16 protein-coding genes and 1 pseudogene are annotated in these 21125 nt (G+C 69.3%); 5 read left to right on the forward strand and 12 right to left on the reverse strand.

The window, feature by feature from the left end; genetic code table 11:
• Positions 1–181: 181 nt before the first annotated feature.
• The 3 genes from ODI_RS18855 to ODI_RS18865 are packed head-to-tail and all read left to right on the forward strand — an operon-like array spanning position 182 to position 2889.
• Positions 182–1435 carry a rhodanese-like domain-containing protein gene (locus ODI_RS18855; RefSeq protein WP_067754619.1) on the forward strand — a complete coding sequence of 418 codons (1254 nt, stop codon included), beginning with the start codon at positions 182–184 and terminating at the stop codon, positions 1433–1435.
• A gap of 4 nt (positions 1436–1439) precedes the next feature.
• Positions 1440–2663 (forward strand): YeeE/YedE family protein, encoded by a 1224-nt coding sequence (locus tag ODI_RS18860; RefSeq protein WP_082985334.1) that lies wholly within the window; start codon positions 1440–1442, stop codon positions 2661–2663.
• Between the two features lie 4 nt (positions 2664–2667).
• Positions 2668–2889 carry a hypothetical protein gene (locus ODI_RS18865; protein WP_067754616.1) on the forward strand — a complete coding sequence of 74 codons (222 nt, stop codon included), beginning with the start codon at positions 2668–2670 and terminating at the stop codon, positions 2887–2889.
• A gap of 40 nt (positions 2890–2929) precedes the next feature.
• On the opposite strand, the gene urtE is transcribed toward ODI_RS18865, so the two are convergent.
• Genes urtE through urtA form a run of 5 tightly spaced genes read right to left on the reverse strand, consistent with a single transcriptional unit; the run spans position 2930 to position 8563 of the window.
• A complete protein-coding gene (gene urtE, locus ODI_RS18870) occupies positions 2930–3628 on the reverse strand; it encodes an urea ABC transporter ATP-binding subunit UrtE (protein WP_067754613.1) in 699 nt (232 codons plus the stop codon).
• A gap of 2 nt (positions 3629–3630) precedes the next feature.
• The gene (gene urtD / locus ODI_RS18875; protein ID WP_067754610.1) at positions 3631–4485 is read right to left on the reverse strand and encodes an urea ABC transporter ATP-binding protein UrtD; all 855 of its coding nucleotides are present in this window, start codon (positions 4483–4485) and stop codon (positions 3631–3633) included.
• Positions 4482–5627, reverse strand: a complete 1146-nt coding sequence (urtC, locus tag ODI_RS18880; RefSeq protein WP_067754607.1) for an urea ABC transporter permease subunit UrtC — start codon at positions 5625–5627, stop codon at positions 4482–4484. Before urtC ends, urtD begins: the two co-directional genes overlap by 4 nt.
• Positions 5624–7291, reverse strand: a complete 1668-nt coding sequence (gene urtB / locus ODI_RS18885) for an urea ABC transporter permease subunit UrtB (protein WP_082985333.1) — start codon at positions 7289–7291, stop codon at positions 5624–5626. The genes urtC and urtB overlap by 4 nt, the downstream gene beginning before the upstream one ends.
• Before the next feature lie 15 nt (positions 7292–7306).
• Positions 7307–8563: an urea ABC transporter substrate-binding protein gene (gene urtA / locus ODI_RS18890; protein ID WP_067754605.1), complete on the reverse strand. Its 1257-nt coding sequence runs from the start codon at positions 8561–8563 to the stop codon at positions 7307–7309.
• 425 nt (positions 8564–8988) lie between these two features.
• Here urtA and ODI_RS18895 point away from each other — a divergent pair, with 425 nt between their 5' ends.
• Both ODI_RS18895 and pgi read left to right on the forward strand, forming a co-directional pair.
• Complete coding sequence (locus ODI_RS18895) at positions 8989–10380, forward strand: phosphomannomutase/phosphoglucomutase (RefSeq protein ID WP_067754603.1); 1392 nt, start codon at positions 8989–8991, stop codon at positions 10378–10380.
• Between the two features lie 2 nt (positions 10381–10382).
• A complete protein-coding gene (gene pgi, locus ODI_RS18900; protein ID WP_067754600.1) occupies positions 10383–11957 on the forward strand; it encodes a glucose-6-phosphate isomerase in 1575 nt (524 codons plus the stop codon).
• On the opposite strand, the gene ODI_RS22680 is transcribed toward pgi, so the two are convergent.
• The 7 genes and pseudogenes from ODI_RS22680 to ODI_RS18930 all read right to left on the reverse strand — a co-directional run bounded on the left by ODI_RS22680 (position 11915) and on the right by ODI_RS18930 (position 21114).
• The gene (locus ODI_RS22680; RefSeq protein WP_067754757.1) at positions 11915–13048 is read right to left on the reverse strand and encodes a glycosyltransferase family 4 protein; all 1134 of its coding nucleotides are present in this window, start codon (positions 13046–13048) and stop codon (positions 11915–11917) included. The two genes, pgi and ODI_RS22680, sit on opposite strands and share 43 nt — an antisense overlap.
• A 39-nt stretch (positions 13049–13087) precedes the next feature.
• A pseudogene (locus ODI_RS22685) lies at positions 13088–14248 on the reverse strand (glycosyltransferase family 4 protein); the annotation flags it as partial.
• Complete coding sequence (locus ODI_RS18910) at positions 14245–15396, reverse strand: glycosyltransferase family 4 protein (RefSeq protein WP_067754597.1); 1152 nt, start codon at positions 15394–15396, stop codon at positions 14245–14247. The gene ODI_RS18910 and the pseudogene ODI_RS22685, both read right to left, overlap by 4 nt.
• 74 nt (positions 15397–15470) lie before the next feature.
• Positions 15471–17390, reverse strand: a complete 1920-nt coding sequence (asnB, locus tag ODI_RS18915) for an asparagine synthase (glutamine-hydrolyzing) (protein ID WP_067754594.1) — start codon at positions 17388–17390, stop codon at positions 15471–15473.
• Positions 17391–17457: 67 nt separating this feature from the next.
• Complete coding sequence (locus tag ODI_RS18920; protein ID WP_067754591.1) at positions 17458–18612, reverse strand: glycosyltransferase family 4 protein; 1155 nt, start codon at positions 18610–18612, stop codon at positions 17458–17460.
• Positions 18609–20000, reverse strand: coding sequence for a murein biosynthesis integral membrane protein MurJ (murJ, locus tag ODI_RS18925; RefSeq protein ID WP_067754588.1), 1392 nt, complete (start codon positions 19998–20000; stop codon positions 18609–18611). The genes ODI_RS18920 and murJ overlap by 4 nt, the downstream gene beginning before the upstream one ends.
• A 91-nt stretch (positions 20001–20091) precedes the next feature.
• Positions 20092–21114 (reverse strand): SDR family oxidoreductase, encoded by a 1023-nt coding sequence (locus tag ODI_RS18930; protein WP_067754585.1) that lies wholly within the window; start codon positions 21112–21114, stop codon positions 20092–20094.
• Between the last annotated feature and the right edge of the window lie 11 nt (positions 21115–21125).

The raw sequence follows: 21125 nt of genomic DNA on the forward strand, positions 1-21125 counted from the left end.
TGGAGAGGATGGCCGGATTGTAGAGAAGCCGCGCCCTCGCTGGATATCGATATGAGGAGAAGGTCTTTTTCAGGGGACAGTCAGCCGTCCTAGACTCGGCCCCAGGTCAGGCTTGCACGCCGACCTTCATTGGCCGCCGCGCGACGCGGCAGCCGGCATCACCGCTACACCAGGAAACACCATGCATCCCCCCCTCTTGCGCTCCCTTGCCGCCATCGGCGTCCTTACGCTGGCGGCGGTTGCCGCGCCCGCGTCCGCCGCGCCCGGCATCATTCTCTCTCCCTCCGAATTCCAGTCGCTGAGCCAGAAGGGCGGCGTGAAGGTCCTGGACGTCCGCAGCAAGGCGGAGTACGACCGCGGCCATCTTCCCGGCGCCATCCACCTGCCCTGGCAGGCGCTGAACGTCTCCGAGCGCGACGGCATCCGCAACGAATACGCCGACGATGCCGACATCGAGAAGGCGCTGCGTGCCGCCGGCATCAGCTACGACGACACGTTGCTGATCTACGGCGCCACCACCCTGGCCGGCCGCGCCTTCGTGGTGCTGGAGTACGCGGGCTTCGAGAAGCTGCACGTGCTCGATGGCGGCGCCAGCCAGTGGAAAGGCAAGCTGACCACCACTGCCGCGGCCGTCAAGCCCAGCGACTTCAAGCTGGACCGCAAGCGCGAAAACCGCGTCGAGCAGGACTACGTGGCTGGCCAGATCGATGCCGCCGGCACGGTCATCCTGGACGGACGCCAGGCCGCCGCCTCCGAGGATGGCGTGATCCCCAGCGCCAAGTTCGTGCCCACCCCGCTCTACGTCGACGCCAAGACCTCGGCGCTGCGTCCGCGCGAGGAAGTGCTGGCCGAACTGGCCGCCCAGGGCATCACGCCCGACAAGGAAGTGATCTCGTACTGCGGCAGCGGCGCGAACGCCTCGAACTCCTATCTGTTCCTGAAGGAACTGGGCTTCGACAACGTCAAGTTCTATGACAAGAGCTGGGACGAATGGAGCCGCGGCAACCGCCAGCAGGCCATCAGCCACGCCAATTTCAGCTTCGCGGGTGACGCGCTGTCGGCGCCGGGCTCGCTGGGCCCGCGCTTCCTCGACGAAACGCAGGTCAAGGCCCTGCAGAAGGATGGCAAGGCCATCGTCGTGGACGTGCGCCCGCCCGATGACTTCGTGGTCGGCCGCATCCCCGATTCGGTCAATGTCTACTGGAACGACACGCTGGACGCCGAACGCAACCTGAAGAGCGCAGAGGACCTGAAGGCGCTGTTCGCCAGGCAGGGCGTGACGCCGGACAAGCATGTCGTCATCTTCGCCCGCGGCGGCCTCCAGCTGTCGCAGGCCTACACGGTGCTGAAACTGCTGGGCTACGAGAAGGTCGACGTCTTCGCCGGCAAGTGGGAAGGCTGGGTCAATCCCGCCTATGGCCCGGTGAAGTCCTGACGCCATGACCGCCACGACCCTGCCAGCCGGCGCCGATGCGCCGCGGCGGGGCGGACAGGCCGATGCCCCGGTCGCGCTTGCCGCGACCGGGGCAATCGTTTTGTTCGCCCTTGCCTGCTTCTCCCTCATCGACCTGCGCCAGGGGCTGCTTGCCCTGGTGGGCGCGGGCTTCGGCTTCGTCCTCTACCAGGCCAGCTTCAGCTTCGCGGGCGGCTGGCGCGCGGCCGTCACGGAAGGCCGCACGGCCGGCCTGCGTGCCCAGATGCTGGCGGTGGGACTCACCACGCTGTGCGTCATGCCCCTGCTCGACGCAGGCAGCGTCGGCGGCCAGACGCTGACGGGCGCTTTCGGCCCCGTGGGCGTGTCGCTGGCCGTGGGCGCCACGCTGTTCGGCTTCGGCATGCAGCTGGGCGGCGGCTGCGCATCCGGCACGCTTTATACCGTGGGCGGCGGCAGCACGCGCATGCTGCTCACCCTGGCCAGCTTCGTTGCGGGCGCGCTGATCGGCACCGCCCACCTGCCCTGGTGGACGGCCCAATACGACATCGGCGTCGTCCAGCCCGCGCGCAGTCTCGGCCTGTGGCCGGCCATCGCGCTGCAACTGCTGGCCCTGGCCGCGGTGGCATGGCTGGCGCGGCGCTGGGAGCGCCGCAAGCGCGGCACGGTCGCGCCGCTGCATCGCCCGCCTGCCGGCGCGCCGGTCCTGCCGCTGGCCCAGCGCCTGTGGCGCGGCGCCTGGCCGCTGGCTTGGGCCAGCGTCGCCATCGCGGCACTGGGGACGGCCAACCTGCTGTTGTCAGGCCAACCGTGGTCGGTGACCTTCGCCTTCAACCTGTGGGGCGCCAAGCTGGCGGGGCTGGCAGGCCTGGACGTGAGCAGCTGGGAATACTGGACCTGGACCCTGCCGGCCCAGGCGCTGGCTGGACCTGTCCTGGCCGAGACCACTTCCGTCACCAACATCGGGCTCATCCTGGGCGCCTTGCTGGCGGCAGGGCTGGCCGGACGATACGCCCCGGTTGCGCGCGTGCCGGTGGGCAGCGCGGCGGCAGCGATCATCGGCGGCCTGCTGATGGGCTATGGCGCACGGCTGGCTTTCGGCTGCAACGTCGGCGCGCTGCTGAGCGGCATCGCCTCGGGCAGCCTGCATGGCTGGATCTGGTTCGGACTGGCGTTTCTGGGCAGCCTGGCGGGCATCCGCGCGCGCGGCCTGTTCGGACTGAAGGGGTGAGGCGATGACACGGACGACATCCTCCCCTCGCGCCCGCCTGGCGCTGGCAGGGCTGCTGGCCGCGGCGGGGCTGGCCCTGGGCGCGGACTACGCGTCCTTTCGCAGTGCGGGGCCGATCCAGGCCCTGCGCGGCGGCGATCCCGTCGCGGCCGACGACACGGCGGGCAGTGTCGCCCCGTTTTGCGGCTTCGCGCCTTGCGGCATGCCGCTACCCTGCGAACCCTGAGCCCGGCAAAGGGCAGAGGGCGCGGCCTGCCGCCCGCGCGCTACACCGACAGGTGCCGCCGCACGTCCTCGCCGCCGATCTCGTCGCGCCCGCCCCGCGCCACCACTTCCCCCCGCGACAGCACGACGAACTGGTCGGCCAGTTCGCGCGCGAAATCGAAATATTGCTCGCACAGCAGGATGCCGATGTCGCCGCGGGCACGCAGCATCTCGATCACGCGGCCGATGTCCTTGATGATGGAGGGCTGGATGCCTTCGGTGGGCTCGTCCAGGATGATGAGGCGTGGCTTGGCCACCAGCGCGCGGGCGATGGCCAGTTGCTGCTGCTGGCCGCCCGACAGGTCGCCGCCGCGGCGCTTGAGCATGCTGCGCAGCACCGGGAAGAGTTCATAGATTTCGCCGCTGATGCGGCGCGCCTCGCGGCCCGGCAGCGTCGCCATGCCCATGACGATGTTCTCCTCGACGGTCAGCCGCGCGAAAATGTCCCGTCCCTGCGGCACATAGGCCATGCCGCGCGCCGCGCGCCGGTGCGGCGACAGGCGGGTGACGTCCTCGCCGTCCAGCGTGATCGTCCCGCGCGCCACGGGCAGCACGCCCATCAGGCACTTCAGCAGCGTGGTCTTGCCCACGCCGTTGCGTCCCAGCAGCGCCAGGCACTCACCCTGGCGCAGGCCCAGCGACACGCCGCGCAGCGTGTGGCTGCCGCCGTAGTATTGGTCGATGCCCTCAACGTTCAACATGGCTAGCGCCCCAGATAGACTTCGATGACCCGCGCGTCGGCCTGCACCTGCGCCATGGTTCCCTCTGCCAGCACCGAACCCTCGTGCAGCACCGTGACCTTGCCGCCGCCGGCAATACGCGTGACGAAGTCCATGTCGTGTTCCACCACCACCAGCGAATGGCGGCCGCGCAGGGTGTTCAGCAGCTCGGCCGTGCGCTCGGTCTCGGCATCGGTCATGCCCGCCACCGGCTCGTCCAGCAGCAACAGCAGCGGCTGCTGCATCAGCAGCATGCCGATCTCCAGCCATTGCTTCTGGCCGTGCGACAACAGGCCGGCCTCGCGCCAGACGGCGTCCTCCAGGCGGATGAGCGCCAGGGTCTCGCCGATGGCGTCGGCCTGCTCGCCCGTCAGGCGAGAGAAGAGCGTGGGCCGCACCCGCTTGTCGGCCTTCATGGCCAGCTCCAGGTTCTCGAACACCGTGTGCGCCTCGAACACCGTGGGACGCTGGAACTTCCGCCCGATCCCCGAGGCGGCGATCTCGGACTCGGCCAAGCGCGTCAGGTCGATGTTCTGCCCGAAGAAGGCGGTTCCAGACGTGGGGCGGGTCTTGCCGGTGATCACGTCCATCATGGTGGTCTTGCCTGCGCCGTTGGGACCGATGATGCAGCGCAGTTCGCCCACGCCCACGTCCAGGCTGAGCCCGTTCAGGGCCTTGAAGCCATCGAAGCTGACCGTGACGTCGTCCAGGTACAGGATGGCGCCGTGCGTGGTGTCCACGCCGCGCGGGGCCACCCGCCCTGCGGTGGCCTCGCCGGCGGGACCATCGCCCACGGCGCTGCGCGCGTCCAGGTCGGTGAGAGGCGGCATGGCGCTCATGATTTCCTCCAGCCGGCACGCGTGGCCAGTTTGCGGGCCAGGCCCACGAGCCCTTGCGGCAGGAACAGGGTCGTCAGCACGAAGATCAGGCCCAGCGCATACAGCCAGAACTCCGGCAGCACGCTGGTGAACCAGGTCTTCAGCCCATTGACCACGCCCGCGCCCACGATGGGGCCGATGAGCGTGCCGCGTCCGCCCGTGGCCACCCACACCACCATCTCGATGGAGTTCGCCGGCGACATCTCGCCGGGATTGATGATGCCCACCTGCGGCACGTACAGCGCGCCGGCAATGCCGCACAGCACGGCGGACAGGGTCCAGACGAAGAGCTTGAAGCCCAAGGGCTCATAGCCCAGGAAACGCAGCCGGTTCTCGGCGTCGCGCACGCCCATCAGCACGCGGCCATACCGCGATTGCGTCAGCGCCCGCGCCAGCACCAGCCCGCCCGCCAGCGCCGTCAGCGTCACCCAGTACAGCGCGGCGCGCGTGCCCGGCGCGGTGATCTCGAAACCCAGGATGCGCTTGAAGTCCGTGAAGCCATTGTTGCCGCCGAAACCCGTGTCGTTGCGGAAGAACAGCAGCATGGCGGCGAAGGTCAGCGCCTGCGTGATGATGGAGAAATACACGCCCTTGATGCGCGAGCGGAACGCGAAATAGCCGAAGAGGAAGGCCAGCGCCCCGGGCACGAGCACCACCAGCAGCCACGCATACCAGAAGTGTTCGGTGAAGGACCAGTACCAGGGCAGCTCCTTCCAGTTCAGGAAGACCATGAAATCCGGCAGGTTGCGCTGGTAGACGCCGTCGGTGCCGATGGACCGCATCAGGTACATGCCGTGGGCATAGCCGCCCAGCGCGAAGAAGAGGCCATGGCCCAGCGACAGGATGCCGGCATAGCCCCACACCAGGTCCAGCGCCAGCGCCGCCAACGCGAAGCACATGAACTTGCCGAGCAGCGCCACGGTATAGGCCGAGACGTGCAAGGCATGTCCGGCCGGGAAGACCAGGTTCGCCAGCGGCAGCAGCGCCAGCGCCAGGGCGGCGACAGCCAGGGCCAGCCAGGCGCGCGGCGAGAAGAGCGGGCGGCGCGCGCCATGCAGCAGCGCGTGCGCGTCCAGGACCACGGGGGTTGCGGGAGTTTTCATTCGACGCTCCGGCCGCGCGGGGCAAAGAGACCTTGCGGGCGCTTCTGCACGACCAGCACGATCAGCACCAGGATGACGATCTTGGCCATGACCGCGCCGGCATACGGCTCCAGGATCTTGTTGAAGGCGCCCAGGCCCAGCGCGGCGATCACCGTGCCGGCCAGTTGCCCCACGCCACCCAGGACCACCACCATGAAGGAATCGACGATGTAGGCACGGCCGAGATCAGGCCCGACGTTGCCCAGCTGCGACAGCGCCACGCCCGCCAGCCCCGCAATGCCCGAGCCCAGCCCGAAAGCCAGCATGTCGACGCGTCCCGTCGGCACGCCCACGCAATCCGCCATGCGGCGGTTCTGCGTGATGGCGCGCACGAACAGCCCCAGCCGCGTGCGGTTGAGCAACAGCCAGACGAGGCCGACCACCAGCAGCGCGAAGATGAAGATGGCGATGCGGTTGTAGCTGAGCACCAGCCCGTCCATGACGCGCCACCCGCCGGACATCCACGAGGGGTTGCCGACTTCGACGTTCTGGGCGCCGAACAGGCTGCGCACGCCCTGCATCAGGATCAGGCTGATGCCCCAGGTGGCCAGCAGCGTTTCCAGCGGCCTGCCATACAGCCAGCGGATCACCGTGCGCTCCAGCGCCATGCCCACCAGGGCCGTGGCCACGAAGGCCACCGGCAGCGCCGCCAGCACGTACCAGTCCAGCCAGCCCGGCAGGTATTGCCGGAACAGCGTCTGCACGACGAAGGTCGCGTAGGCGCCGATCATCAGCAGTTCGCCGTGCGCCATGTTGATGACGCCCATCAGCCCGAAGGTGATGGCCAGGCCCAGCGCGGCCAGCAACAGCACGCTGCCCAGGCTGAGCCCGAAGAAGAGATGTCCCGCCCACTCCACCATCGCGGCGTGGCGGTCGATGGCCCGCAATGCGCGCTCCGCCGCGGCGCGCACGCCTTCGTCGGGCTCGGCATGGGCGCCGTTTTCCTGGGCGGTCAACGCCGTCAGCAAGGGCCGGAATGCCGGGTTGCCGGTCGTGCCCAGCTTGTCCGCGCCTTCGATGCGGCGCGCGGGATCGGCGCTTTGCAGCATCGTCGCCGCCTGGGCGATCTCCAGCGCTTCGCGCACGGCAGGATGCGACTCCTGCTGCAAGGCCTTCTCGATGAGCGGCAAGCGTGCCGGATCGCCGCCGCGCTGCATGCCGCGGGCGGCCGCCAGGCGGATGCTGGCCTGGGCGGAGAACAACCGCGACCCCGCCAGGGCGCCGTCGATGGCGCGCCGCAGGCGGTTGTTCAGCATCACGGCCTGCGCATCGGCAGGCAAGGGCGCGACATCGCCGCCGCGTGCGTCCCGCCCTGAGTCGGCGGATACGCCCACCCACACCTGGCCTGACGGCGTCACGTAGAGCATGCCGCCCGCCAGGGCTTCCAGCGCCTCGGCCGCGCGCGGGTCGGACGACGCCCCCAGCGCGGCGATGCCGGCGAGCTTGCTGTCGCTGTCATCGTCGGCCAGGCCGGTCAACGCGGCGTCGAGATCCGCCGACGCCGCCGGCTGGGCAGTGGCGGGGGCCGTGTCAGGCGCAGCCGGGGCGGCGAGCGCGCCGCCTCCCAGCAGCAGCGCCGCCCCCAGGAGGCTGGCGCCCAGCCAGCGCGTCAGGCAGATAGGCATCGCGGCGGCTCCCGGTCAGAGACCTTGCTTGCCTTCGTTGCCGGCAATGAACGGACTCCAGGGCTGCGCGCGGATCGGGCCCTTGGTCTTCCACACCACGTTGAACTGGCCGTCGGCGCGGATCTCGCCGATATAGACCGGCTTGTGCAGGTGATGGTTGGTCTTGTCCATTTCCATCGTGAAGCCGTTGGGCGACGCGAAGGTCTGCCCGCCCATGGCGTCGATCACCTTGTCCACGTCCGTGGTCTTGGCCTTCTCCACCGCCTGCTTCCACATGTGCAGGCCGACGTAGGTGGCTTCCATCGGATCGTTCGTGACGACGGTCGACGCGTTGGGCAGGCCCTTGGCCTTGGCATAGGCGCGCCACTTCTCGATGAAACCGTCGTTCACCGGATTCTTCACGGTCTGGAAGTAGTTCCAGGCGGCCAGGTGGCCCACCAGCGGCTTGGTGTCCACGCCGCGCAGCTCTTCCTCGCCGACCGAGAACGCCACCACGGGCACGTCGGTCGCCTTCAGGCCCGCATTGCCCAGCTCCTTGTAGAACGGCACGTTGGAGTCGCCGTTGATCGTGGAGATCACCGCCGTCTTGCCACCGGCCGCGAACTTCTTGATGTTGGCCACGATGGTCTGGTAATCCGAATGACCGAAGGGCGTGTACACCTCGTCGATGTCGCTGTCCTTGATGCCCTTGGAATGCAGGAAGGCGCGCAGGATCTTGTTCGTCGTGCGCGGATAGACATAGTCGGTGCCCAGCAGCACGAAACGGCGCGCGCCGCCGCCGTCCTCGCTCATCAGGTACTCGACGGCCGGGATGGCCTGCTGGTTGGGCGCCGCGCCGGTATAGAACACATTGCGCTCGAGCTCCTCGCCCTCGTACTGCACCGGATAGAAGAGCAGGCCGTTCAGCTCCTTGAAGACGGGCAGCACCGACTTGCGCGACACCGAGGTCCAGCACCCGAACACCACCGACACCTTGTCCTGCGCCAGCAGCTGGCGCGCCTTGTCGGCGAACATCGGCCAGTCCGAGGCCGGGTCCACGACGACGGCCTCCAGCTTCTTGCCCAGCACGCCGCCCTGCGCATTGATCTCGTCGATCGTCATCAACGCCACGTCCTTCAGCGACGTCTCGGAGATGGCCATCGTGCCCGACAGCGAATGCAGGATGCCCACCTTGATGGTCTCCTGCGCCCACGCGGCGGGCAGCCAGGCAGTCGACATCGCCAGCGTGGCGCTGGCCAGGGCAAAGTGTTTCAGTGCGGTTCTGCGTTTCATGAGGGACTCCGTCCTAGGGAAAGGCTGAAAAGGTCCGGCCACATGGCCGGCGCCTGTTGCTGCATGCACATCGACTGCTGACCGGGCGTTGGATACCTGGTTGTATACAAGTGCCATCAAGCAAGTCCCGTGCCAGTCCGCCGCCCTGCCTGGGCGCGGTCGCTGCGCGACTCGGTCAGGGCACCGGTTTGATGCGCCAGTCCCTCAACTGGCGCGCCCCGCACCGCACAAGTGCCAGCGATCGGAACAGCGCCCTGCCAGCCCCCGACCTAGGCGCCATCCGCAACATGGGGCAACAATCAGGCAACACATCGCAAATCGCCCCTCAAAAGCCCGAACAGCCCCCTTACGCACAGATACAAAAGCCTTAAACGAAGAGGACAGATCGGAGATAATTCCTTCCTTGAACCCTTAGATATCGAGGAATGCGCGTGAGCACGCAGACGGCTTTTCCCGCATCGGCCTTCAAGGCCTACGACATCCGGGGCATCGTGCCCGAGCAACTCAACCCAGGCTTCGCCCACGCGCTGGGCCAATCCCTGGGGCAGCGCGCGCGCGCCGCGGGCGTGACCACGCTGGTCGTCGGCCGCGATGGCCGCGACAGCAGCGAAGCGCTGTCGCTGGCGTTGCAGGATGGCCTGAATGCCGTCGGCATCCACACGCTGGACATCGGACAGGTGCCCACGCCGCTGGTCTACTACGGCGCGAACGTGCTCGAGACCGGCTCGGGCGTCGCCATCACCGGCAGCCACAATCCGCCTGAATACAACGGCTTCAAGATGATGCTGTCCGGCGCGGCGCTGTATGGCGACGGCATCACCGGCCTGCGTCCCGCCATGCTCGAGACGCCCGACTACGACGGCCCGGCCGGCACGCGCCAGCAGCGCGACCTGCTGCGCCAGTACATCGACCGCATCGCCTCCGACGTCAAGCTCGCGCGCCCGATGAAGATCGCCATCGATTGCGGCAACGGCGTGGCCGGCGCGGTTGCGCCCGCCCTCTTCCGCGCGCTGGGCTGCGACGTCACCGAGCTCTTCTGCGAGGTCGACGGCAGCTTCCCCAATCACCATCCCGACCCTGCCGACCCGCACAACCTGCAGGACCTCATCGCCTGCGTGCGCGAGACCGACTGTGAACTGGGCCTGGCCTTCGACGGCGACGGCGACCGCCTGGGCGTGGTCACGAAGACGGGCGAGATCATCTGGCCCGACCGCCAATTGATCCTGTTCGCGCGCGACGTGCTGTCGCGCTGTCCCGGCGCCCAGATCATCTATGACGTGAAGTGCAGCCGCTACGTCGCCACCTCGGTGCGCGAAGCGGGCGGCGATCCGCTCATGTGGCGCACGGGCCATTCGCTGGTCAAGGCCAAGCTCGCCGAGACCGGCGCGCCCCTGGCAGGCGAAATGAGCGGCCACATCTTCTTCAAGGAGCGCTGGTACGGCTTCGACGACGGGCTCTATACCGGCGCGCGCCTGCTCGAAATCGTTTCGCGCGAGGCCAACCCGTCGGCGCTGCTGGAAGCCCTGCCGCAGGGTGTGTCCACGCCCGAACTGAAGCTGCCCATGAAGGAAGGCGAACCCTTCGTCCTCATCGACGCGCTGCAACGCCACGGCCGCTTCGACGGCGCCGAGGTGCACACGCTCGACGGCGTGCGCGCCGAGTATCCCGATGGTTTCGGCCTTGCCCGCGCCTCGAATACCACGCCGGTCGTCGTGCTGCGTTTCGAGGCCGACACGCCCGACGCCCTGGCTCGCATCCAGGACGACTTCCGCCGCCAGATCCTGGCCCAGGCTCCCAACGCAGACCTGCCCTTCTGACCATGAGCAATCTCGCCCACAGCCCCGCCTGGATCCGCTTTTCCGCCGAATGCAAGCTCGCTGACCGCGATGCGCAGCACCTGCGCATCCTGGACGCCGCCGGCCTGCGCGTGGACCTGAGCGCACAGGCCTGGTCCCCGCGTTTCGAGCAAGCCGGGCTCACGCTGCTGGCGCAGCAAGGCTTCGAGGCAGCCCGCCGCGACCTGTTCGAAGGCGGCCTGTGCAACTGGACCGAGGGACGCGCCGCCTGGCATACGGCCCTGCGCGCGCCCGAGCCGCCCGCCGCCGTGGCAGCGGAAGTGCGTGAGGGCCGTGCCCGCCTGCGCCGTTTCGTCGAGGGCGTGAATGCACGCAATGCCTACCGCAACGTCGTCCACCTGGGCATCGGCGGCAGCGACTGGGGCCCTCGCCTGGCGGTGGAATCGCTGGCTGGCCACGACACGCGCCGCACGGTCCGCTTCGCGTCCAACATCGACGCGCATGCCATCGACGACGCGCTGGCAGGCCTTGACGCGCAGGACACGCTGGTCATCATCGCCTCGAAGTCGTTCACCACGACCGAGCCGCTGGCCAATGCCGCCCGCGTGGTCGAGTGGATGCGCCAGTGGGGCGTGTCGGACCCCTACCGCCACATCGTGGCGGTCACCGCCAACACCGCCGCCGCGGAGGCGTTCGGCATTTCACCCGACCGCATCTTCTCGCTGTGGGACTGGGTGGGCGGCCGTTATTCGGTGTGGTCGGCCATCGGCATCACCATCGCCCTCGTGCTGGGGCTGGATGCCTTCGACGCCATCCTGGCAGGCGCGGCCGCCATGGACCAGCACTTCCTGGAGGCGCCGCTCACGGCGAATGCGCCCGTGCAGATGGCGCTGGCCGCCGTGGCTAACCGCAGCGTGCTCGGTTTCGCCTCGCAGGCCATCGCGCCCTACGACGCGCGCCTGCGGCACTTCGTGCCCTGGCTGCAGCAGTTGGAAATGGAATCGCTGGGCAAGAACGCCGTGCGCAACGGCACGCCCGCCAGCGTGCCCACCGGCGCCACGGTCTGGGGCATGCCCGGCACCGACGGCCAGCACACCTTCTTCCAATGGCTGCACCAGGATGCCACGGGCGCGCCCGTCGACTTCCTGCTGTGCAAACAGCCCGACCACAACCTGACGCACCATCACCGCCTGCTGCTGGCCAACTGCCTGGCCCAGCGCTCGGCGCTGTTGCGCGGGAAATCCTACGAACAGGCGCTGGAAGAGGCCCAGCGCACCGGTGGCGACCCGGAGCAGGTCGCCTGGCTGGCCCGCCACCGCGTGCATCCGGGCCGGCGCCCGTCGACGCTGATCGTGCTGCCGCGCCTGGCGCCCTATTCGCTGGGCGCGCTGCTGGCGCTGTATGAACACAAGGTATTCACCCAGGGCGTGCTGTGGGACATCAATCCCTTCGACCAGTGGGGCGTCGAGTTCGGCAAGGAGCTGGCCAACAAGCTTGCCCACGACCTGACCGAACCCGGGCCCAGCGGGGTTTCCGACCTGGACCCGTCCACCGCCTATTGGGTGGAAGCCCTGTCGCCGTCGGTCAAGTCGCGGTAGACCTCGAGGTGCACCGCCTGCACGTGGCGGATATCGAAGGCCCGCACCGCCAGGTCGCGCCCCGCCTCGCCCAGGCGGGTGCGCAGCGGCGCATCATCCGCCAGGCGCAGCACCATGTCCGCCAGGGCCTGCGCGTTCTGCACCGGCACCAGCATCCCTGACACATTGGGCTCGATGGCGTCCCGGCAACCGGGCACGTCGGTGGTCACCACCGCGCGCCCGCAAGCCGCGGCCTCGATGAGCGAACGGGGCAGGCCCTCGCGATAGGACGGCAGCACGGCGACGTGCGCATTGGCGTAAAGCTCGGCGATGTCGTGGCGCTCGCCCAGGCATTGCACCGCGCCCTCGGCATTCCACTGCGCCACTTCGGCATCGGTCACCGAGGCCGGATTGCCCGGATCGGGACTGCCCGCCAGCAGCCAGGTCACCGGCGCGCCACGACGCTGCGACAGGCGCGCGGCCTCGACGTACTCATAGACGCCCTTGTCGCGCAACAGGCGCCCCACCATCAGCGCCACGACGGGCGGGGTGGCCGGCTGCGGTTGCACGGTGAACGCGTCCAGGTCCACCCCGGCCCCGCGCACCAGCACCACCTGGCGGCTGCGCACCACGCCGGCATTGAGCAGCATGTCGCGGTCGCTGCCGTTCTGGAAGATCACCCGGCTGTTGCGATGCCCCAATGCCAGGCGATAGAGCGTGACCACCACCGTGCGCAGCGGATCGAAGCCGCCCGGCTTGCGCATGAACACGAACCCCAGCCCGGAAATGGCCGCCACCATGCCGTGCACTTTCGCAAGGCGTGCCGCAATGCCGCCATACAGCACGGGCTTGATGGTGACCAGGTGCACCACGCGCGGCTGCACGCGCCGCAACAGCCGATACAGCGCCCAGACCGTGCCCAGCTCGCGCACGGGATTGCGGCCGCTGCGCGACATGGGAATCACGTGGTGCATCATGCCGTGGCCGCGGATGACGGGCACAGTGTCGCCATCCATGGTCGCCACGTGCACGTCGAAACCGTCGGCCTGCGCCGCCAGCGCCAGCGGCAGCCGGTGCGACAGGAAGAAGGCGGGATTGTTGACGATGAACATCAGCTTGCGGCCATGCCCGGCCTTGCGGGACTCGGCCGGCGCCAGGGACGCCCACGTCCGCTCATAGGCGCGCAGCATCACCGGCAGGCCATACTGGCTGGCCACACGATCGCGGCACGCCTCGCCCAGCGCCTGTCGGCCCTGGGCGTCCAGGTCGTCCAGCGCCCGCGCCATCGCCTTGGCGAGCGCGCTGCTGTTCTCGGGCGGCGCCACCCGCTCAGGCTCGCCGACGATGGCCGCGGCATCCCCCACATCGGTCACCACGCAGGGCGTCCCGCAGGCCATGGCCTCGGCCACGACGTTCGGGAAGCCCTCCGCGCGGCTCGACAGCACATGCAGGTCCAGCGCGTTCATGACGGCCGGCACGTCATCGGTCGGACCGGCCAGGATCACGGCATCGCGCAGGCCCAGGGCGGCCAGGCGGCCAAGCAGGTCGGTGTTCTCAGGCGCCATCCCGCGCCCGACCAGCACGCAGCGTACATTCGCCCGCGCAGGATTGCGGCGCAGGTCGGCCAACGCCGCCAGCAGGTTGTCATGATCCTTCAGCGGATCCCAGCGGGCCACGCTGCCCAGCAGGCCTTCCTCCGGCCCCACGCCCCATTCGGCGCGCTGACGCTCACGCGCCACCGCATCCGGCGCGAAACGCGAGAGGTCGTAGCCATTCTGGATGACCTCGCCCTTGCCAGGCGCATAGCCCATCTGTTCGTGGCGCTCACGCGCGGCCTGGGCGCAATAGACGATGCGCGCGGGCAGCCAGCTGGAAAGCCGCGCGCACAGGCGCAACACCATCCGCGCAGAGAAGCTGCTTTTCTCCAGGTGCGCGCCCGAGTTGCGCACGCCCCAGGACACCGCCTTCACGCCCGCCAGGCGCGCGGCCAGCCCGCCAACGAGATCCGCGTGATACATCCAGGTCTGGACGACGTCGGGCTGCTGCTTGCGTATCAGCTTGCGCAGCGACAGGAAGCCCGGCAAGGTCAGCCTGCCGCGCGGCATGCCCAGCGCATGGACATGGGCGCCCGCCTTGCGCAGCCGGGCGCCATGGACGCCCTCGTCGGTCAATGACACGACCGTGTGGCGGGCAGGCTGGGCCGCGCCCTCCACCAGCCGCAGCAACACGGCTTCCGCGCCGCCCTGCCCCAGGCCCGTGATCACGTGCACGACTCGCAGCGTTGCGGCCTGCGCCGTCTCGGTCACGTTCATTGCGGCACTCCTTCCTTGACGGCGGCGCGCGCATTGCGTGCGCCCACCTTCGCGAACAGTTCATCCCAGATGCCCAGCACCGCGGGCAGCGCGTAGCGGCCCCGCGCCGCGCGGGCGGCACGCTCGGCCAGCGCCAGGCGCAGCGCTTCGTCCTGCATCAGGCGGGTCAGCGCCTGCGCCAGCCCCTGGCGGTCGCCCGCGGCGACCAGCAGGGCATCCTGGCCTTCCCGCGTCATCTCGCGCGGCCCGCTGGGGCAGTCGAACGCCACGCAGGGCAAGCCCAGCGCCATGGCCTCCAGCAGCACATTGGGAAAGCCCTCCACCGCGGAGGTCAGCGCGAAGGCATCGCCTTGCGACAGCACCTCCCACGGCGTCTCGGTGCGGCCGGCCAGCGTGATGCGATCCGCCAGCCCCAGCCCGTCGATGCGCGCCTGCAAGGCCTCGCGCGCCGGGCCTTCGCCCCAGATGCAGAGGTCCCAACGCGGGTTCGCGTCGGCCAGCAGGCCGAACACGTCGATGAGCAGGTCGAACTGTTTCTCCGGCACCAGACGCCCCATCGCCATGATGCGGCGGCGCGCATCCACAGCAGGCAGGCGGGCCGCCACCGGCGCGCTGGCCAGTTCCGGAGGCAAGGGATTGGGCACGACTTCCAGGCGCCGCAGGCCCGGCACCATGCGCTGGAAAGGTTCGACGGTTGCCTGCGCCTGTACCGTCACCATGTCGGCAAAGGGATACGTGAGGCGGCGCGCCAGGCTCAGCAAGGGGCCGGCGCTTTTTCCGACCACGGGATTGGTGCGCTCGCAGACGATCACAGGCACCTTGAGGCCACGCGTGGCCAACACCGCCGCGACATTCACGTTGGTCAGGAACGACACCACCACGTCAGGGCGAAGCGCGCGGATGTGCTTGCGCAGGGCGCGCAGGCGCGCGATGGCCGCCAGGGGGCCGCCGCCCCGCACCCCCGCCAGGTCCGCCAGCCAGACGAAATCCACGCCGTCGGACACCGGATAGAAGCAGCTGCCCTTGGACGAATACGTCGGCAGCAGCGTGGGCGCGTCGCCGCGCTCGGCCCAGGCGTTGACCAGGGTGGCGGCAACCCGTTCGGCGCCGCCCGCGTGCATGGAGCTGACCAGCAGGAGAATCTTCATCCGGTAGGGGGTTCCTTTGCCCCCACGCTGTGTGGCGGCGTTGTCTGTGTCAGCGGGAGTTGGCGGCGGCGCCCTCAGCGCCCGGCCGTGTCCTTGCCCGCGCGATAGCGATCCAGCCAGGCCTGCGTCATCAGCACGCCCCACAGGTGCGTGCTCCAGTCGCGGTGGCGGGTCTGGTGCTCGCGCCACTTGCGCAGTATCGGTTCGGGGTGGAACAGTCCCTGCTGGCGCAGGCGCGACTCGTCCAGCAGCGCCTCGCCCCAGTCGCGCAGCGGTCCGCGCAGCCAGGCCGCCAGCGGCACGCCGAAGCCCTTCTTGGGACGATCCACCAGTTCACGCGGCACATGCCGGTACAGCAGTTCGCGCAGCGCCCACTTGCCGGTGCCGCGGCGGATCTTGTATTGCAGCGGCAGGCTCCAGGCGAATTCGTAGACACGGTGATCCAGCATGGGCACGCGCGTCTCCAGGCTGGCCGCCATGGCCGCGCGGTCCACCTTGACCAGGATGTCGTCGGGCAGGTACGTGGCCGCATCCAGCTCCATCATGGCGTCATAGGTGGTGCCCTGGAACGGCTCGGAGAACGGCGTCGTCGGCTCATCGCCCCCCACCACGGCCTCGGCCGGATTGGCCCAGTACGACACGAAATGCCGGTAAAACTCGGTCTTGCTGCGCGTCTGCAGCAGTTCGCCCATCTTGCCGACCTTGCCGCGCCAGGCGCCGCGCCCTGGCAGCCTGGCCGACGTGGCCAGCGCCCAGCCGGCGGGCCAGCGCAGCGGGCCGGGCACCTTGGCGCACTGGTCCCACCAGCGCTGCACGCGGAAATAGCGCGAATAGCCGCCGAAGAGCTCGTCGCCACCGTCGCCCGACAGGGCCACGGTGACGTCCCGGCGCGCCATGCGCGCCACCAGCGTGGTCGGGATCTGGGACGAATCCGCGAAGGGTTCGTCATACAGCTCGGCCAGCGACGGCACCACGGCCAGCGCATCCTCCGCCGTGACATACAGCTCGGTGTGCTGCGTGCCCAGGTGCCTGGCCACGGCCTTCGCATGCTCGGCCTCGTTGTAGCCCTTTTCGTGGAAGCCGATGGCGAAGGTGCGCACGGGTTGCGTGCTTTGCTTCTGCATCAAGGACACGATGGTCGACGAATCGATGCCGCCCGACAGGAACGCGCCCAGGCTCACGTCCGACAGCATCTGGCCCTTGACCGCGGTCGACAGCACGGTCTCCAGCGCATCGATGGCCTGCGCGTCGGAGGCGAAGGACAGCGGCGTCTGGCGTGCGTTGTGGGCGGCCTCGCGCACCGACCAATAGGGCTGCGCCGGCGGCATGTCACGGCGGCGCATGTCGCCCGGCGCGACCTCGATCCAGGTGCCCGGGGGCAGCTTGGCGATGCCTTGATAGATGGATTTGGGCGCCGGGATGTAGTTGTGGCGCATCAGCAGCGTCAGGGCCTGCCGGTCGATGTCCGCGCCGAAGCCGGGCACGCCGTCCAGGGCCTTCAGCTCCGAGGCGAAGACCAGCGCGGCGCCGGCATAACCGTAGTAAAGCGGCTTCTCGCCCATGCGGTCGCGCGCCAGCACGAGCTTCTGCGTGGCGCGATCCCACAGGGCAATGGCGAACATGCCCACCGTGGCCTGCAAGGTGGCAGCCACGCCCAGGCCGGCGAAGCAGGCCAGCAGCGTCTCAGTGTCGGAGTGTCCGCGCCAGTCCGGCGCCAGGTGCGCGGCGGCCAGGCGCGCGCGCAGATCCTTGTGGTTGTAGATCTCGCCATTGAAGACCAGCACATAGCGTCCACAGGCAGAGACCATGGGCTGGTGGCCGGCCGGCGACAGATCCTGGATGGCCAGGCGCACGTGGCCCAGCGCCAGTTCAGCGTCCGCGTCTTCCCAGTAGCCCGAGTCATCGGGGCCGCGATGGCGCATGCGCAGGCAGCCCGCCGCGACGAGCGCTGCCTTGTCGGCCAGAGGGCCCCAAATACCGACGATTCCGCACATGGTGTGATCTTTTTCCCTTGCGGGACTCCGTCAAGCCTTGGCAAGCGCCGGGAGCAGGCTGCTCCCCTCAGCGTCCCGCCAGGGCGTCATCAAAAACTGCCTTCCATCTTGCCAGCACGCTGGCCGTGGAGAAACGCTCGCGCACCGCGACCGCCCGCGTGGCCAGGGCTTCACGCCGCGCCGGATCACGCATCAGGCCTCCCAGCGCAGCCGCCAGCGCCTGGGGATCCTCCACCGGACGCACCAGCAAGCCGTCCTCGCCATCGCGCACGATCTCGCGCGGACCGGTCTCGCAATCGAAGGCCACCGGGGCCAGGCCGCTGGCCATCGCCTCGAGCAGCGTATTGGAAAGCCCCTCCACGCGCGAACTGAGCACATAGAGATCGGCCCGGGCATACCAGTCGCCGACGTTGCCCGCGCGGCCAGGCAGGTCGACGCGCCCGCCCAGGCCCAGCGCCTCGGCCTGGGCCGTCAGGCGCGCGCGCTCGGTCCCCTCGCCCAGCAGCACCAGCCGCCATTCTGGATGCTCCGGCGCCAATTGGGCAAATGCCTTGAGCAATACGTCGAAGCCCTTGTCGGGATGCAGGCGCCCCACCCCCAGCAGGATATGCCCGGCCTGCGCGCCAGGTGGCGCCAGTTCCGGCGATTGCCGCCGCAAGGGCCACTGCACCGGATTCGGGATGACCGCCAGCCGCGAGCCCGGCACGTGCGTCTCGATCCACGTGGCCGTGTCGCGCGTCAGGGCAACGACCTGGGCGGCGCGCGGGTAGGTCCAGCGGCGCAGGCGCAGCCACAGGCCCGACAGCGACTGCGAAGGCGGATGGGTATGCTCGGTGGCGATGACCTTGGCGGGCAGGCCGCGCGCGGCCAGGACCGCCAGCACGGACGCCGTGGTCATCATGCCCAGCACGATGTCGGGCTGGACCCTGACGATCTGCGCGCGCAAGGCGCGCACGCGGCGCACGTTGGCCAGCAGGCCCCGCAGGCCGCCGCCGCTTTCCCCGGCGGTGCCCAGCGACACGCGTGCCACCGCCGGATGCAGGGCATACACGTCGCTGGCGACGTCGGCCTGCGTGACGAGGGTCACGGCCACGCCGGCTTCGGCCCACTGCGCGGCCAGGTCGACCGCGACGCGCTCGGCGCCCCCGCCATGCAGAGAGTGGATGAAGATGAGGATGCCGCGCGGCAAGGCGCCGGCCTGGGTCGTCACGGATCCGGTCATGCGCGTTCTCCAGAAGCGCCGTCCGCGTCGGTGGCGGACGCGGCGGCAGGCTTGGCGGGCGGGCGCCGCAGGGCGGCCATCACGTAGCAGACGTAGGACAGCAGGTACATGATGCTGGTGGCCAGCATGATGCCGGCCGTCCCCATCATGGGCGCGAGCACCGGATTGAGCAGCGCCTTGACGCCGAAGTTCGCCACGGCGATGGCAGCCATGATGCGATAGCGGTTCTGGCTGGCCAGCAGTTGCACCAGGACCAGCACGCCGAAATAGAAAGGCAGTTGCAGCAGTCCCCAGCGCAACACATGGGCCACGGCCTGCGTGTCTTCGGCAGTGAAGGCGCCGCGCTCGAACAGGAAGGCCACGCCCCACGGCGCCAGCACCCACCCCAGCGCCACGGCCACGGCGCCCGCCAGGATCATCAGCATCGACCATTTCAAGGCCATGCTGCGCGCCAGCTCGCCATCGCCCCGGCTTTGCACGTCCGCCAGCACGGGCAGGGCCGCGCGTCCCACCGACACCGCGCCGATCCCAAGGATCAGCGACAGCAGGCGGGCGGCGTAGCCCAGCGTGGCGTTGGCGTTCTGCCCCAGGTTGGCGGCGGTGTACTGGTCGATGGGTCCCACGAAGCTCATGGCCACCTGGCCGATCAGCATGACGCCGGCGGCCTTGACCAGCTCGGGCCAGTGCTCGGAGCGCAGGCCCGGGCGCGGCAGGCCCCACACGCCGCCGTCGGCGCGCGCGGCCAGCCAGGCGAGCCAGGCCGCCTGGACCGCGAAGCCCACCAGGGTGCCCCACAGCAGCGGCCCGACCCCCTCGGCCGAATAGGCCAGCATGACCCAGCCCAGCACCGCCACGGCCGGCACGCTGTCGAGCAAGGTATTGACGTGGCGCTCACGGGCGCGCAGGCGCGCCGCGCTGATGCCTGCCAGCAGAGTGAACGCGGCCACCGGCGCGAAGGCCCACAGCAGTTGCCGCGACATCTCGCGCACCGTATCCGACAGGCCTGCGCCCACGATCTGCAGCACCAGCGGCCACGCCAGCCAGGTCAGCACGCCCAGGGCGCCCGCCAGCAGCAGCGAGACCATCTGCAGCTCGCCCAGGAAGCGGGCGCGCCCCTCGGCGTCGCCACGGTTCACGCGCACCAGCACGGGGATCAGGACGACCGACAGCACCCCGACCGCCGTCACCGGCAGCCAGGTGGCCATCGTCAGGGTGAACTGGTAGGCGTCGACCGCGTCGCTGACGCCGTAGCGATAGGCGACCGCCATTTCCTTGAACGCGCCGGCGGCCTTGCCCAGCAGCAGGAAAATGGCGACCCGGGCGGCGCCCGAGGCGATGCGGCGGTGGTCAGGATGCAGGCGAGCGTAGCGCTCGCGCAGGGCTTTCATGACTACTCCGCAAGGCGGCGGCCGCCGGCCGCGCGTGACGGCACGGGCAGCGCGCCCTGGCGGCGTAAGCCCTGGTCAATGGTCCGCACGGTCAGCGCAGGAACCTGATGTACCAGGGCATGGCTTCTTCCAGTCCCTGCAGGATGGTGTGCGACGGCGCATAGCCCAACAGGCGCTCCGCCTTGCCGATGTCAGCCTGCGAATGACGCACGTCGCCGGCGCGGAAGTCGCGGTACTGGGCGTCCTTCGCGTAGGTCACGCCGTTCGCGCCCAGAATGTTGACCAGATGCTTGTACAGATCATTGAGCGTCGTGCGGCCGCTGACGGCGACGTTGTAGACCTGGTTCACGCTCTCGCCTTGCGCCAGCGAGGCCAGCAGGTTGGCCTGCACGGCATTCCCCACGAAGCAGAAATCGCGGCTCGTCTCGCCGTCGCCATTGATGCCGACGTCTTCACCGCGGATCATCGCGGCGACCCACTTGGGGATGACGGCGGCGTAGGCGCCTTCCGGGTCCTGGCGCTTGCCGAAGACGTTGAAATAGCGCAGGCCCACGCTGGCAAAGCCATACGAGCGCGCGAACACGTCCGCATACAGTTCGTTGACGTACTTGGTGACGGCGTACGGCGACAAGGGCTTGCCGATGCGGTCCTCGACCTTCGGCAGGCCGGGATGGTCGCCATAGGTGGAGCTGGACGCGGCGTAGACGAAGGACTTCGCCTTGGCGTCACGCGCGGCGACCAGCATGTTCAGGAAGCCGGAGATGTTGACTTCGTTGGTCGTGATGGGGTCGTTCAGCGAACGCGGCACCGAACCCAGCGCGGCCTGGTGCAGCACGTGGTCCACGCCCTCGCAGGCAGCCTGGCAGTCGGCCAGGTTGCGGATATCGCCTTCGATGAAGCGGAATCGCGCCCACTGCTCGGGCGTCACGGTGCGCTGGACTTCATCCAGGTTGTGCTGGTGTCCGGTGGCGAAATTGTCCAGGCCCACCACGCGCTGATCCAGGCCCAGCAGCGTCTCGAGCAGGTTGGAGCCAATGAAACCGGCGCACCCCGTCACCAGCCAGGTGCGGGGCGATTGCAGCAGCGTCTTGTTGAGGTCTTGATAACGAGTCATGGATTCCCTTT

The organism is Orrella dioscoreae, from assembly GCF_900089455.2.
Taxonomy (GTDB): Bacteria; Pseudomonadota; Gammaproteobacteria; order Burkholderiales; family Burkholderiaceae_B; genus Orrella; species Orrella dioscoreae.